Source organism: Pedobacter sp. BG31 (genome assembly GCF_042464845.1).
In the GTDB taxonomy this organism is placed as follows: Bacteria; Bacteroidota; Bacteroidia; order Sphingobacteriales; family Sphingobacteriaceae; genus Pedobacter; species Pedobacter suwonensis.
In genome coordinates this window covers 39,961-55,432 of sequence record NZ_JBHNZK010000002.1, presented here as the reverse complement: position 1 = coordinate 55,432, position 15,472 = coordinate 39,961, and the positions used below count along the sequence as shown (strand labels likewise).

General features: G+C 37.6%; 12 protein-coding genes. 9 read left to right on the top strand and 3 right to left on the bottom strand.

Annotated elements, in window-relative coordinates:
• Window positions 1-27 precede the first annotated feature (27 nt).
• Window positions 28-1,551, top strand: coding sequence for a 2,3-bisphosphoglycerate-independent phosphoglycerate mutase (gpmI, locus tag ACFE6N_RS03480; RefSeq protein WP_378933900.1), 1,524 nt, complete (start codon window positions 28-30; stop codon window positions 1,549-1,551).
• Window positions 1,551-2,081: a hypothetical protein gene (locus tag ACFE6N_RS03475; protein WP_378933898.1), complete on the top strand. Its 531-nt coding sequence runs from the start codon at window positions 1,551-1,553 to the stop codon at window positions 2,079-2,081. Before gpmI ends, ACFE6N_RS03475 begins: the two co-directional genes overlap by 1 nt.
• A 54-nt stretch (window positions 2,082-2,135) precedes the next feature.
• On the opposite strand, the gene ACFE6N_RS03470 is transcribed toward ACFE6N_RS03475, so the two are convergent.
• The gene (locus ACFE6N_RS03470) at window positions 2,136-2,759 is read right to left on the bottom strand and encodes a tetratricopeptide repeat protein (protein WP_378933896.1); all 624 of its coding nucleotides are present in this window, start codon (window positions 2,757-2,759) and stop codon (window positions 2,136-2,138) included.
• A gap of 319 nt (window positions 2,760-3,078) precedes the next feature.
• Here ACFE6N_RS03470 and lon point away from each other — a divergent pair, with 319 nt between their 5' ends.
• Entirely contained in the window at window positions 3,079-5,550 is a 2,472-nt protein-coding gene (gene lon, locus ACFE6N_RS03465) for an endopeptidase La (protein ID WP_090985260.1), read from the top strand.
• Between the two features lie 83 nt (window positions 5,551-5,633).
• Window positions 5,634-6,584 (top strand): lipid A deacylase LpxR family protein, encoded by a 951-nt coding sequence (locus ACFE6N_RS03460; protein WP_378933894.1) that lies wholly within the window; start codon window positions 5,634-5,636, stop codon window positions 6,582-6,584.
• Between the two features lie 96 nt (window positions 6,585-6,680).
• Here ACFE6N_RS03460 and ACFE6N_RS03455 read toward each other — a convergent pair whose 3' ends face one another.
• Together ACFE6N_RS03455 and arfB are read right to left on the bottom strand one after the other, a co-directional pair.
• On the bottom strand, window positions 6,681-7,715 hold the full coding sequence (locus ACFE6N_RS03455) for an MAC/perforin domain-containing protein (RefSeq protein WP_378933892.1): 1,035 nt from the start codon (window positions 7,713-7,715) through the stop codon (window positions 6,681-6,683).
• 128 nt (window positions 7,716-7,843) lie between these two features.
• Complete coding sequence (gene arfB, locus ACFE6N_RS03450) at window positions 7,844-8,251, bottom strand: alternative ribosome rescue aminoacyl-tRNA hydrolase ArfB (RefSeq protein ID WP_378933890.1); 408 nt, start codon at window positions 8,249-8,251, stop codon at window positions 7,844-7,846.
• A 74-nt stretch (window positions 8,252-8,325) separates the two neighbouring features.
• Here arfB and cmk point away from each other — a divergent pair, with 74 nt between their 5' ends.
• The 5 genes from cmk (at window position 8,326) to rpsA (ending at window position 15,415) form a co-directional block, all read left to right on the top strand.
• Complete coding sequence (cmk, locus tag ACFE6N_RS03445; RefSeq protein ID WP_378933888.1) at window positions 8,326-9,006, top strand: (d)CMP kinase; 681 nt, start codon at window positions 8,326-8,328, stop codon at window positions 9,004-9,006.
• Window positions 9,007-9,246: 240 nt separating this feature from the next.
• A complete protein-coding gene (locus tag ACFE6N_RS03440) occupies window positions 9,247-10,077 on the top strand; it encodes a DUF1080 domain-containing protein (protein WP_090985269.1) in 831 nt (276 codons plus the stop codon).
• A gap of 48 nt (window positions 10,078-10,125) precedes the next feature.
• Window positions 10,126-11,622, top strand: coding sequence for a TPM domain-containing protein (locus ACFE6N_RS03435; RefSeq protein ID WP_378933886.1), 1,497 nt, complete (start codon window positions 10,126-10,128; stop codon window positions 11,620-11,622).
• Window positions 11,623-11,807: 185 nt separating this feature from the next.
• Window positions 11,808-12,785 carry an SH3 domain-containing protein gene (locus ACFE6N_RS03430; protein WP_378933884.1) on the top strand — a complete coding sequence of 326 codons (978 nt, stop codon included), beginning with the start codon at window positions 11,808-11,810 and terminating at the stop codon, window positions 12,783-12,785.
• Between the two features lie 695 nt (window positions 12,786-13,480).
• Window positions 13,481-15,415 carry a 30S ribosomal protein S1 gene (gene rpsA, locus ACFE6N_RS03425; RefSeq protein WP_134204825.1) on the top strand — a complete coding sequence of 645 codons (1,935 nt, stop codon included), beginning with the start codon at window positions 13,481-13,483 and terminating at the stop codon, window positions 15,413-15,415.
• Window positions 15,416-15,472 lie beyond the last annotated feature (57 nt).

Below are 15,472 nucleotides of genomic sequence, written 5' to 3'. Positions count from 1 at the left end.
CAAAGATCAATAAATTTTACGATAAAAATGGTAAACGATAAAAAACTCGCACTTATAATTCTAGATGGCTGGGGCTATGGAAAACAAGATAATTCTGACGCCGCATACGCTGCCAACACCCCTTTTTTCGATTCGTTATTACAGAAGTACCCAAATTCTAGGCTTGAGGCATCTGGCGAAGCAGTAGGCTTACCTGCCGGCCAAATGGGCAACTCAGAAGTCGGACACATGAACCTGGGTGCAGGAAGGGTAGTTTATCAGGAGCTTGGAAGAATTAATAAAGCTATAACCGACAGGGAATTGCACAATAACCCGGTTTTAGTAAGTGCCTTTGATTATGCCAAACAGCATAATAAAGCAGTTCATTTTATCGGTCTGGTTTCAAATGGTGGAGTACATGCACACATCGAACATTTAAAAGCTTTATGCGATGCGGCAAATGAAGCAAATGTTCCAAATTCTTTTGTCCACGCTTTTTTGGATGGCCGTGATACGGATCCAAACTCTGGTTTGGGTTTTATTACCGACCTGGAAAACCACTTGCAAAACTCCAATACTAAACTGGCAACTATGGTTGGCCGGTATTATGCCATGGACCGTGATAACCGTTGGGAACGTGTAAAGCAAGCTTATGATGTAATGGTTAATGGAATAGGTGAAAAAACCCAGGATGCTTTAGCTGCAATCAAAAAATCGTATGCGGATGGTATTACAGATGAGTTTTTAAAACCCATTGTATTAACGCAGGATAATGCTGCCCCGGTAGCCACTATTCAGAATGATGATGTGGTCATCTGTTTCAATTTCCGTACTGACAGGGGGCGTGAGATTACAACAGCCTTGACCCAGAAAGATTTCCCGGAGCAGCAGATGCATAAACTGCCATTGTATTACGTTACTATGACAACTTACGATGAGAGCTTTGAAAAGGTAAATGTAATCTTCACCAAAGATGATTTAACCCAAACTATCGGGGAAGTACTGGCTAACAATAATAAAAACCAGATTCGTATTGCCGAAACCGAAAAATATCCGCACGTTACTTTCTTCTTCTCTGGCGGTAGAGAGGCCGAATTTGCCAATGAGAAACGCATCTTAATCCCTTCGCCAAAAGTTGCAACTTATGACCTTCAACCGGAAATGAGTGCTGCAGGCATTACGGATGCCATTACTAAAGAAATGGAAACAGGATGGGCTGATTTTATCTGCTTAAACTTTGCCAATCCAGATATGGTAGGTCATACAGGTGTTTTTGAGGCCGTGGTAAAAGCAGTAGAAACGGCAGATAAATGTGCCGAAACTGTAGTAAACAAAGGTTTGGAAAACGGCTATTCGTTCATTCTTTTGGCTGATCACGGAAACTCTGAATTTATGGTGAATGCCGACGGATCTGTCAACACTGCGCATACAACCAACCTGGTTCCTTGCATTTTAATTGATAAAGACTACAAAACCATTGCAGATGGCAAATTAGGTGATATTGCCCCTACTATTCTAAAAATATTAGGCGTGGCTATTCCGGCAGAAATGACAGGAAACGTTTTAGTATAATGATCAAAAAACTTTTTATCCCCGTATTTGCTTTGGCTTTATTTTCCTGTAACCAGCGAAAAGCAGCTGAAGCAAATACCAATTTGGCATATTTTGATATAAAAGGATATTTTGAGAAAGAAATTTCACGTTTACAAAAGCTAAACCCCGTTGTAAATAAAACCGTAAGCGTAGATGGGACGGTTGAAAACAAAAGCGTTAAAATTGCTGACTGGACAAAGGAACTTGCCATTTTTGTTAATGCAGATATTAACAAAACATCATGGAAAGGAAGTTTTGAAACAAACCAGGAAAACGGAGTAGATATTTATACTTCTGACCATAAAAAAATTCCCATAAAGAAGGTTTCCATTGCCTGGAAAGGTCAGAAAGCAGGTAAAATAGAGATCATTATCGATAATAAAAATATCCTCTATCAATCTCAGGATACGCTAACTTATTGTCCTGATAGCTTATACAGCATCAAAAAGCACCAGAAAATCAGGCTATTAAAGGATAAAAGATACTCCGTGATCGGAAAACTGAAATAAAAAAAAGGGATCTGAATAATAATCAAATCCCTTTTTCATTTCAATGATTGTTTTTTATTTAAGGCTGGCAATCTGCGCCTTGTCATAAGTTACCCAATCGATAATATCCTTTCTTAACGGCTGTAGCGTTAATACCTTTTGAAAATCAGCAATAGAGTTATTGAATAAAGCAATACAAGCTGCTTTTTCTTCCTTTTTCTTTGCTTTGAAAGACCTGAAAATTGCATAATCTTTATAAGCTAAGCCACGGTTCTGAAACATCTGCGCATCTTCATCTCCGTTAATCTCAATTGCTTTTGTAAAATCTTTTAAAGATGCCTGATAAAAATTTTCACGCATCGTGTTTAACGATTCTTTAGGATCATTAGCAATTTTTAACCTCGCTATACCACGATAATAATATGCCGAAACTTCAGTAGGCTTGATGTTCAGCAATCGGCTGTAAGTGGCGATACATTTCTCGTATTCGTGATTTTGGAAGTAAGAATAACCAAGCATCTGGAGTACACGAGCATTATCAGGAGTTTTAGCTTCAGCTTTTTCTAATTGCATAGCAGCGGTTTTGTAATCACCCTTCATCATCGCCTGCATGCTCCTCTCGTAATTGCTCTGCGCGAAACTAGCGGTTGATGTAAAAAAAATCATTAATCCTAAAATCGCTTTTTTAAAATAGTCCATGTATGAATAATAAATGTAACAAATCTAACCCCTAATCAAATTTATAGGAGAAATTTTTTTGCAATATAATCCTATTCTGATAATTTAAAAGTTTTTAATTTTTCTTTCATTAAAAACCGCTTGCCCTGAACATTAGCTTAAACGCTAAAAAGTGCTTTATATGATATGGGCAAAAATATTTATATTACTCTGCCTTTTTAACATATCATTAATATTATTTTTATTTTGGCACAAGAGTTGAATTTATGAAGGGAATACAAAAATTAAACAAATTAAATACGACTAAACTGCCAGTTTGTCGTTAGCGGAAAATGTGATAATGAGTAAACAAGATATATTTGATTTCCAAACAGCAATGCCAATCATAAATGAGGATACAGAGTTTTTTCCATTAATGTCTCAACAGGACGAAGATGAAATGAACAATGAAGAAACGCCGGAAACCCTGGCGATATTGCCTTTGCGAAATACCGTTTTATTTCCTGGGGTAGTTATTCCTATTACAGTAGGAAGGGACAAATCGATTAAGTTGATTAAAGAAGCCTATAAAGGAAATAAGATTATTGGGGTGGTTTCTCAAAAAGATGTTTCTATTGAAGACCCTACTTTTGAGCAGCTTAACACCGTTGGTACCGTTGCCAACATCATTAAGCTATTGCAGATGCCTGATGGAAATACAACTGTAATTATCCAGGGTAAACAACGCTTCAGTTTGATTGAAGAAGTGCAGAACGAACCCTACATTAAAGCGGTTGTTAAAAAGTTTGTAGAACAAAAGCACAAGGCAGATAAAGAGTTTAAAGCCTTAATTGCCTCTATACGGGAGATGTCTGCACAGATCATCCAGCTTTCGCCAAATATCCCGAGTGAAGCCAGCATCGCACTGAAGAATATTGAGAGCAATTCATTTTTGATCAATTTCATTTCATCAAACATGAATGCCGAAATGGCCGATAAGCAAAAAATCCTTGAAATGGATAAATTGCAGGAAAGAGCGCAAAAGGTAATGGAACTTTTGATGGTGGAATTGCAGATGCTGGAACTGAGAAATCAGATCCAGTCAAAAGTACGTACCGATTTAGACAAACAGCAACGTGATTATTTTTTAAATCAACAGCTAAAAACCATTCAGGAAGAACTTGGCGGTAATGCTGCCGATTTAGAATTTGACGCTTTACAGGAAAGGGCTAAAAAGAAAAAATGGACCCAGGCCGTTGCCGATCATTTTGATAAAGAGATAGACAAGTTAGGTAGAATGAATCCTGCTGCGCCAGATTATTCGGTACAGTTAAACTACCTGGAATTACTGTTGGATTTACCGTGGAACGAGTTTACAAAAGATAATTTCGACCTAAAAAGAGCACAGCGCATTTTAGATAAAGATCATTTCGGTTTAGAAAAAGTAAAACAACGTATTATTGAATACCTGGCTGTACTAAAACTAAAACGCAATATGAAAGCGCCTATTTTATGTTTGGTCGGCCCTCCGGGAGTCGGCAAAACATCACTCGGAAAATCGATTGCAAAAGCATTAGGCCGTAAATATGTGCGAATGGCTTTAGGCGGTATCCGCGATGAAGCAGAAATCCGCGGCCACCGCAAAACTTATATCGGTGCCATGCCGGGACGTATCATTTCTTCTATTAAAAAAGCCGGCGCAGATAATCCGGTTTTTGTGCTGGATGAGATTGATAAGGTTGGTACTGATCACCGTGGAGACCCATCATCAGCTTTGCTGGAAGTTTTGGATCCTGAGCAGAACAATGCCTTTTACGATCACTATGTAGAAGTGGATTATGACTTATCAAACATCCTGTTTATTGCTACAGCTAACTCTTTAAGCACCATTCAGCCTGCGTTGTTAGATCGTATGGAGATTATTGAAGTAAACGGATATACCATTGAAGAAAAAATAGAGATTGCCAAAAAATACCTGTTGCCAAAACAGAAAGAAAATCATGGTTTGCAGACCAAAGATATTTCCATTAAACCTGCGCTGATCGAAAAAGTAATTGAAGATTACACCAGAGAATCAGGAGTGCGCGGTTTAGAGAAAAAAATAGGCTCTCTGGTACGTGGCGTGGCCACAAAAATTGCCATGGAAGAAACCTACAACGTAAATTTAGACAATGATGATGTGGAGCGTATTTTAGGTGCTCCTATTTACGACAAAGATTTGTACGAAGGCAATGAAGTAGCCGGAGTTGTAACAGGTTTAGCCTGGACAAGTGTTGGTGGAGATATCTTATTCATCGAATCGAGTTTAAGTCCGGGGAAAGGAAAATTAACCTTAACAGGTAACCTGGGCGATGTAATGAAAGAATCGGCGGTGATTGCACTGGCTTATTTACGTGCACATGCTGCAGAATTTGGCATTGATTATACTTTATTTGATAATTGGGATGTACATGTACACGTTCCGGCAGGCGCTACGCCTAAAGATGGTCCATCGGCCGGAATAACCATGTTAACGGCATTAACCTCGGCCTTTACCCAACGTAAGGTAAAACAGCATCTAGCCATGACCGGTGAGATTACTCTTCGCGGAAAAGTGCTTCCGGTAGGTGGTATAAAAGAAAAAATCCTGGCCGCCAAAAGAGCCGACATTAAAGAAATTATTCTTTGCAAGAGCAATCGTAAAGATATTTTAGAAATCAAAGAAAGTTATATCAAGGATTTAAAATTCCATTATGTAACTGAAATGAGCGAAGTAATTGATTTGGCATTGACTAAAAACAAGGTAAAAAAACCTTTGGATTTAAGTATTAAAATTGCACCGATTGTAAACTAATTTATAATCTTTTAACAGAGAACAATCAAAAATCCAATTACAATAAATACTTTTATAGTCCCGGTAATTATCGGGACTTTTTTATGAAATCACTTTTATTTGCACTATTTTTTTGTTTGGCTGTATCAACTGGTTTTGCCCAATCTTTTAAAAACGAATTTGGTTTTAAAACCGAAAATGATGCTTACCTGGCTACTTTAAATGATCGTTATTATACCAACGGCTTATTTATTTATTTTAGAAGAGCACTTAACACCGAAAAGTTATCAGATAAGATCGAAAAGAAGACCTACGAAATTTCTGCGGGTCAAAAAATGTATACCCCATATTGGGGTCAGGTACCGAAAAAAGAAGATCAGGACAGACCTTTTGCAGGTTACCTGTATGCCGGTGGTGCCTATTCGGTTTTCTACAAAAACGAAAGTGTTTTAAAAACCAGTGTAGAATTGGGAACGGTTGGCCCCAACTCACTTGCACAGGATGCACAACGTTTTCTTCATAAAACGGTTGGTTTTTACACGCCAGCAGGTTGGGATTACCAGATCAAAAATGAACTGGCCGTAAACCTGGCTGCCAATTACAGTAAATTGCTCTTTAGACCTGAAGACCCAATCGCAGATATCAGTGCCCAATGTTATGCCAATTTAGGCACCACTTTTTCGGGTTTGGGCACATCAGTACTTTTCAGAGCCGGCAAAATCAATCAATTGTTCAATAGTGCTTATCATAATGCAGTAATTGGAAATTCTAAAACCAAAAGCTTAAATAATTCTGAATTTTTCTTTTATGTAAAACCGCAGCTCAATTTCGTAGCTTATGATGCAACCATTCAAGGAGGCCTTTTCAACAACAACAGCCCGGTAACTTTTGGTGTAAAACCATTCGTTTTTGAACAACAGTTTGGTGTAAATTATAGTTCAAAAAGATTTACAGCCGATTTTAACGTAATTTTTAAAACAAAAGAAGTTAAAAGTGTAGCGAAAGCTCAGAATTATGGTGGTTTAAGCTTATATTATCGATTTGGGAAGAGTTAGGTTAATTGTCTAACTGAAAACTGATATTAGAACCTGATCAATAATAACTTTAGATACAATAAAGGGACAGTTAAACTGTCCCTTTATTGTATCTATTTAATTTGTCAGTTTTACAACCTTATCGGCATAGTACTGATCAAGGTAAGCTTTTACTTCAGCTTTTTTAGCTGCATCATCAATAAAGTTATATAGTGGGGTCAAACCGTCTTCAGCAGCACCTATAAAAGTTGCTTTATCCTCTGTCGTAGAACCAACCCAGTTGGTAAGGTTCACAATAACTCTGTTGTTTATGGTTTCGGGCTTTAATTTGCTAATGTCACCGCCTGTTGAACTATAGTAGATCTGGGCAGAAGTATTATCATTTAGATTGCGTAGGATAGGCTCATCCAGGTAGCCCGTAGGCAAGCCAAATGTCCTTTTTAATGTATAACGTAATCCTTCCATCACAATCGCCCCCCTTCTCTCGTTCTGAGGTGCTTCTGCCTGGTAAACAACGTCAAATTTAGAACCTATTTTTATGTTTGTTAAAACATGAGTTCCATATTTACTAACAAGTTCCTTAGCAGGTAACAAAGTAATATCTTTCTTAAAATCTGCTGTTAAAAATTTATTTACTCCCTGGTCATAATAAAACTTATATAACTTCAAGATTATATAATACGAATAGTGCCCGTAAACATATTTTTTATTAGTCGCATCCGTTCCTGGAAATCCCTGATTAATGGTATTTCCAAAGAGTTTTAAGCTCTTGGTTGCATTATATGAATTAGAAAATTGTGTTGATAAATCAACGGCACTTTGAGCCTGAGTAATCCTCCATGAAGATTGTGTACCTCTTATAGAAACAACGTTATATGATCTGTCAGCATCATAAGCAGAAATATCGACTACATTGCCTCTTACAGAAGCCAGATCATTAAACTTATCTGTAACATCATATCCAAACCCTAAAAAGTTGAAGGTTGCAGATGGTGGATATAAAGGCCGAGCATCTTGGGTTGCTCCCTTAACCGTATAGGCAATATCAGGTGATAATTTTTCTTCAGGAACAGGATTTGGAATTTCTTCTGGATTTTTCTTGCAGGCAGCAAGTGTAGCCATAAAGGCCAGCGCTAAAATAGTTCTTTTCATTTGGTTTAATTATTTGTGTGTGTGCTCACCAGTGTCAATTTTGGTGCCACTTATACAACAAATTTTGATGTTTAATGGGTAAAATCAAATAACAACTAAAAAGATAGTGGCAGCACAACCATAAATCATTACAAATCAATCACTTTCCTGTTTCTCTTTTTCTCCGCTGTTGAGGCTTTATTTTTTAACCTTTTTTCGATAACACCTTTTGGGATTTTGGTTGGTTTTCTTTTTTTTTGAACCATCAATGCTTTTTTAAGCAGATCGATCAGCTTGATGATGGTTTTTTCTTTATTGAGCAACTGGCTCCTATCCTCTTGCGAAACAACATGCAGCAAACCTTCACTATCCATGCGGTTCTGCAGCTTTATTTTAAGCTGTGCTTTTTCCTCATCAGTAAAATATGCAAATGTTTCTACATTAAAAACCAGTTCTACCTTACTCGAAACCTTGTTTACGTTCTGTCCGCCTTTCCCCCCGCTACGCGATGTTTTAAAAATGGCTGATCGTAAAATTTCTTCTCTGTTAGGTAACATCAGGCAAAAATACAAAGAATATCGATCTAAAAAAAGTTAGCAAACCCATCGGCTTTTTTTACCTTTGTAGCAGAATGAAGAAAAACTTGGTTATAGCTATTGACGGCTATTCATCTTGCGGAAAAAGTACATTAGCGAAAGCACTGGCTAAAAAATTAGGTTTCATTTATGTAGACAGCGGGGCCATGTATCGTGCGGTTACCCTATATTTTTTACGCAACAGCATAAATGTGAGCAATGATACCCAGGTTGAAGATGCCTTGCAACACATCGAACTCAATTTCCATTCGCGCGATTATGAATCGCACATCACCCTTAACGGTGAAGAAGTTTCAGACGAGATCCGTTTGATGCCGGTTTCAGAAAATGTAAGTGAGGTTTCTGCGCATAAAATTGTCCGCCATGAAATGGTGAAACAACAACAGCGTATGGGGAAATCTAAAAACATTGTAATGGATGGCCGCGACATCGGCACCACCGTTTTTCCAAATGCCCCCGTAAAATTCTTTATGACCGCCGACCCGAAAATCAGGGCCGAACGCAGGTTTAAAGAACTGGAGAGCAAAGGTAATAACGCAACGACTTTAGAAGAAGTTTTTGAAAACCTTGCCCACAGGGATTATGCCGATACTACCCGAAAAGAAAGTCCGTTGGTTAGGGCCGATGATGCCATTATTTTAGATAATACCGATCTTACACAGCAGGAACAATTGGATTTTGCGCTGGAGAGAGTAAATCCTTTTTTGGTACATTAGTTTATTGGTACATTGGTTCATTGGTCATTTGTTAATTAGTCATTCGTACTATGGTCATTGGTTAATTAGTCATTACGATTAACAGATTCTGACAGATATTGATCATCTCGACTGTTGCGAAGTGTTATAAAGCGGTGTTTGTCGGTGTGCAATCCAGGCTATCGATTATGAACTATCCGGCTATTGAACATTGACTTCGGGAAAAAATTTATATTTTTAGCACCAAAACCAAATGTTGCTATGAAATTAAAATCAATTTACCTTACTGCATTATTTCTATCCTTCTTTATTTTAAATGCAAATGCCCAAAAAGGCTGGATCAACCTCTTTAACGGAAAAGATTTAAAAGACTGGAACATTAAAATTGCCAAACACGACTACAATGAAAATTATGCGAATACTTTCCGTGTAGAGAACGGTGTGATGAAAGTAAGTTATGATGGCTACAATGAGTTTGACCAGCAATACGGACACATTTTCTATAAAAAGCCTTTTTCAGCCTATCTTTTAAAAGTAACCTATCGTTTTGTAGGCGAGCAGGCTAAAGGTGGCGAAGGTTGGGCTACCCGTAACAGCGGCGCTATGTTGCATTGCCAGGACCCTGCAACCATGTTGAAAGACCAGGATTTCCCGATCTCTATCGAAGGACAGATTTTGGGTGGAGATGGTGAACATGAACGCCACACCAGCAATGTTTGTACCCCCGGAACGCTGATTAATTATAATGGTAAATTATTTACACCACACTGTTTGGATTCTAAATCCAAAACTTATGCTGGCGACCAATGGGTGACCGCAGAATTTTTAGTTTTAGGCGATTCTGTGATCAAGCACATTATTGATGGCGAAGTGGTTTTAGAATATACCAAACCTCAAATTGGTGGTGGTAATGTTTCAAATTTCGACCCAAAAGTTAAAACAGATGGTAAAGCCTTAACATCAGGTTATATTTCATTACAGAGCGAAAGTCACCCGATAGAATTCAAAACAGTGCAGCTTTACAATTTGGAGGCTTATATGAAAGATAAAGCAAAACTGGATAAAGTATTGGCAAAAATTTTAAAAGAGTAAACCATACCGCCAACTGTTTGTTAAATGATGAGGCCATAAATTTATACGATGCTCACTAAACATTTAATCAAACCTCTCGCCCTCTTCATTTTCCTTTTTTTAGGCAATTTTGTTTTTGCGCAAACGGCCTATCAGGTAAGAGATATTCCCGATCCGAAAAAAAATGGAAGTGGCTATGTTAGCGACCCCGATAACATTTTGGGTGCCGGAGCAGTAGCGCAGCTCAACAATACCATTGCCGATTTTGAGCGTGAAACTAATGTGCAGGTGGCGGTTGTGGTGGTTAACGATTTTGACCATAATCAGGAAGATTTCGACTTTGCCTACGAACTGTTCAATACTTGGGGAATCGGCTCAAAAACCAGCAACAATGGTTTATTGTTATTTATTTCGAAAACGCGGCGAAAGTACAGGTTTATTACGGGCACAGGCGCTGAAGGTGTGCTGCCTGATGTAAAGCTCAAACATATTGCCGAACAGCGACTTTTGCCTGCTTTTAGGGAAAATGATTTCGCCACAGGAATTACCAATACCATTAATGCCATTGGAGCAATCATTTTAAATCCTGAAAACAAATCGGAGCTTAATCAATTGTTCACCCCAAAAAAAAGCAACAGTGATTTTGAAAACTTCTTACTACCTACCGGGATCATCCTGCTGCTTTTTTGGGGTGCATTTAAAATTGTGAACCGGCAGGCAAAAAAGGTATTAAAAGATAAACCTCAATCAGATGGGAAGCAATATGAAAAGATAGGAAAAGGCTGCGCGGTTGCTATTATGGTTATTTTTGTAGCTGTTTTTATATTCATCTTTTTTAATGGCTTCAGATTAGTTGAAAAAATAAGGCCAGAAAATATTCCGGTTATTTTGTATGTTATTTTGGCACTTGTACTTTTCGGCAGGTACCTTTTCCACATTTCAGCGTTACGAAGTATCCATAATGACGATAAAAACTTTTTTAATTCGATAAGTAGCTTCCATAAAAAAAACTTTTGGTTGATCATCTTTTCTCCCTTTATTTTAATCAGTATCCTGCTGTATTTATTTAAAAGGGTAAAGAATATTAATCGGTTTAAAGCTGTACTGGATAGTAAGGGACGGGAAATGGTGCGTTTGGACAGGGATATTAATATTGAAGGTAAGCCTTTTTTAACAAAAGGCCAGCGTCAGGAGGAAATAGTAAAAGCCTATGATTATGATATATGGGAAAGTGTTGATCATCAGGAACATCTTATCAAGCCATGGCCTGCGGAAGCTTATAATAGTTATACTGAATGCCCTGATTGTTATTTCCGGACCTACCAGCTCAACAAACAGGTAACCACTAAAAAGGCTACTTACAGCCATGAGGGACAAGCCAAAATCGTAAACGAGTGCAGCTTCTGTAAAAAAACAGAGTTTATTAAATGGATTACGCTAGCTATGCTGGTTGAATCGGGTTCGTCATCCGGTTCGTCTTCATCTGGCAGCAGTTCATCATCTTCCTCTAGCAGTAGCTGGGGCGGTGGCAGTAGCAGCGGTGGTGGCACTGGTGGAAGCTGGTAATTTAGCTTATGTGATTGCCAAGAAAACATCAGACTGCATAAAAGAAGCTTTCTGAAGAAAGATCATTTTTTCAAACTTATCCCTAGCTATTAAAAGTATTTTCTAATTTTGAAACACTTAGCACGGTGTTTGCTTATAGCGTGTTTGCGATTACTTTATTAAACTGTTCGCAGAAACTTATACTTATGACTAGAATTTTCTTCCTCCTCATTGCTCTTTCTTTTTTTGCTAATCGTTTAAGCGCACAAGATTTGTATCGTGTAAAGGCCGACCAATTGCGTGTTAGGGAAAGCAGCAATCCTAAAAGTAAGATTATTGGAAATATAGCTCAGAATGAAAAAATTACGGTTTTAGATGCCAGTGATGCCAAATTTTACAAAGTAAAGTTTAAAAACCGCGAAGGTTGGGTGAGCAAAGATTTCGTTGAAAAAATTGCCCCTGCTGCTAAACCTACAACACCACAAACAACTGCTGCGCAGCCTGATGCCGCTCCGCAAACAACAAACACCGACATGTATCGTGTAACTGTTGACGATTTGAGGGTTAGGCAACAAGCTGATCCGAAAAGTAGAATTATTGGTTACCTGCCTAAAAATGAAAATGTTGCCGTAATCGATTCTTCTAATACCAGTTTTTATAAAATTAAAGTAACCAATGGCGAAGGATGGGTAAGCAAAGAATTTTTGATCAGGATTTCGCCTGTAAAGGCAAAAGTTGAAAAAACAGGCATCACGGCATCTGTACCTCTGGAAAAAAAGGATTATACGAACATTATCTTTTTTGCTGTGGTTGCCCTAATACTGATTACCATATTATACTTTTCGGTTAAATATGCCAGTGGCAATAAGTTTCTGATCGGTTTTTCGGTAATTGTAATTTTGGTAATCGGGTATTTCTGTTATATCACTTTTATACAGGCAAAAGTGGTAACAGGTACCTTTGCCAGCAATGAAGATATACAGTATAAAACTTTCAATTTTAAGTCAAAAGATTCAGTAACCGTTACCGATGCCTATACCGATTCTGTGTTTACCTCTAAATATGTAATTGATGGCGATATGATTAAATTATACGATCAGCAAAATACGATTATGCTTTTAATCAGGGATGAAAGAACATTAATTGGAGAAGGTTTTACCAGGGGAACTTTTACGAAAAGATAGCAGCAAATCGTCATTCTGAACTTGTTTTACAAGTAGAAATAATATTTTCAATGGCCTTGTAGCTACTTCGTGGTCAGAATCTTTTTAAAGGTATAGATGTCCTTCGAAAGGCTATCAATGACCGATTTAAAAAATCTCCGTCATTTCGACTGTAGCGCAGCGAAATGGAGAAATCTTTGAACTAGAATTACAATAAATCTTTAAACTATGTTAAAAGATTTATCCACTGCGGTCGAAATGACGAGACTTCGATTCCATTAACATTCTTTATCAATCTGTCTATTCATTATTGATTTTTGAACAATAATTATTACTCAGAATGACATTTTTTTTATTTTTACTTTAATAAGCTTTCCGTGGAAATGTTTGGTAGATATTTGTACACAGTCCCTTGTTTATAAACCCGATAAAGCGGAATAGCCCGGAGCCCGATTTCATCGGGAGAGGACTATAAGCGATAGCGGGACTGCTGCCCCCGATAAAATACGGCACGCTCATTTTCAAATCATTATAAAAAATCAATCTATAAAGCGATAGGCCTCTTCGCCCAGATCCTGAAATAAATTCAGGATGACGGACCGATATATTATAATCAGCTAAAAATCAGCAAGATTTATTAAAAAAATCTTTTCTATTAATTAAAATATTTTTACCTTTGCAATCCCTAAATAGGGAAAAAAGGAGACAATTAATTAATGGCTAAAAAACAAGTAGCAGAAAAAGAATTAGCGGCTAAAACAGCTGAACTTCAGGGAGAAGGCGGACGCCTGACTGAAAAAGAAACAATTGAATCAGAAGCTGATTCAGTTTCGATCGAATCGATCAAATCATCATTAGCAACACCAAGCGAAGATTTCGACTGGGATGCAGATGAAAAAGTTTTTGGTAATTACAATGAAGCAGACCGTAAAAAGTTTGAAGATATGTATGCCGGAACATTCAACCAGATCACTAAAGGTGAAATCATCAGCGGTATTGTTGTTTCAATCAACAACAAAGATGTAGTATTAAACGTAGGTTTCAAATCAGACGGTTTGGTTTCTACTTCAGAATTCCGTGATACACCAGATCTAAAAATCGGCGATTCAGTTGACGTTTTCGTTGAAGCACCAGAAGATGCTAACGGTCAATTGATCCTTTCCCGCAAAAGAGCAAAAACCCAAAGATCATGGGAAGCTATCAATGAGGCGCTTGAGAACGACAGAATCATCAACGGTTTCGTTAAGAGCCGTACTAAAGGTGGTTTGATTGTTGATATCATGGGCGTTGAGGCTTTCTTACCAGGATCTCAAATTGATATTAAACCTATCCGCGATTACGATGTATACGTGGGTAAAACAATGGAATTTAAAGTTGTTAAAATTAACCATGAGTTTAAAAACGTAGTTGTTTCTCATAAAGTGTTAATTGAAGACGATTTAGAAAGCCAAAAAGTAGAGATCGTTTCTAAATTAGAAAAAGGTCAGGTATTGGAAGGTACTGTTAAAAACATTACAGATTTCGGTGTGTTCATCGATTTAGGTGGCGTTGACGGTTTACTTCACATTACCGATATTTCTTGGGGCCGCATAGAGCATCCAAAAGAAGTATTATCATTAGATGAAAAAATCAACGTGGTTGTTTTAGATTTCGATGATGAGAAAAAACGTATCGCTTTAGGCTTAAAACAATTAACTCCACATCCTTGGGAGAATTTAAGCACTGACATTCAGGTTGGTTCTAAAGTAAAAGGAAAAATCGTAACTGTTGCAGATTACGGTGCTTTCTTAGAAATCATCCCTGGTGTTGAAGGTTTAATCCACGTTTCTGAAATGAGCTGGTCACAAAACTTAAGAAACCCACAAGAGTTCTTAAAAGTTGGTGATGAGATCGAAGCTGAAGTTTTAACTTTAGACAGAGACGAGCGCAAAATGAGCTTAGGTATTAAACAATTATCTAACGATCCATGGCAAGAAGTTGCTGCCAAATTCCCTGTTGGAAGCAAGCACAAAGCAACTGTTAAAAACATGACTAACTTCGGTGTATTTGTTGAAATCGAAGAAGGTATTGATGGTTTAATCCACATCTCTGACTTATCATGGTCTAAAAAAGTAAACCACCCTAACGAATTCACTAAAGTTGGTGATGTATTAGACGTTGTTGTTTTAGAATTAGACGTTGATAACCGTAAATTAAGCTTAGGTCACAAACAATTAGAAGAAAACCCTTGGGATACTTTCGAAACGATCTTCACTTTAGATTCGGTTCACCAGGGTACTGTTGTTAAAGTGACTGATAAAGGTGCTGTTATTGCTTTACCTTATGGTGTAGAAGGTTTCGTACCAACTAAACACATGGTTAAAGAAGACGGTACTTCAGTTAAAGCTGAAGAAACCAATGACTTCAAAATCATTGAATTCAACAAAGAAGCAAAACGTATCGTAGTATCTCACGCCCGTATCTGGGAAGAGGTTAAAGCTGAAGCTGTAGCAGAAGAAAGAAATGCTAAGAAAAAAGAAGCTAAAGCTGCTGTAACTGCGGTTAAAAAAGTTAAAGATTCTGTAGAGAAATCTACTTTAGGAGACTTAGACGTATTGGCTCAATTGAAATCGCAATTAGAAGGCGAAGAAAGCAAAGCTAAAAAAGGCTAGTTCTTTTTAACTGAATATATTAATCCCGATAGCGAAAGGTTATCGGGATTTTTTTTT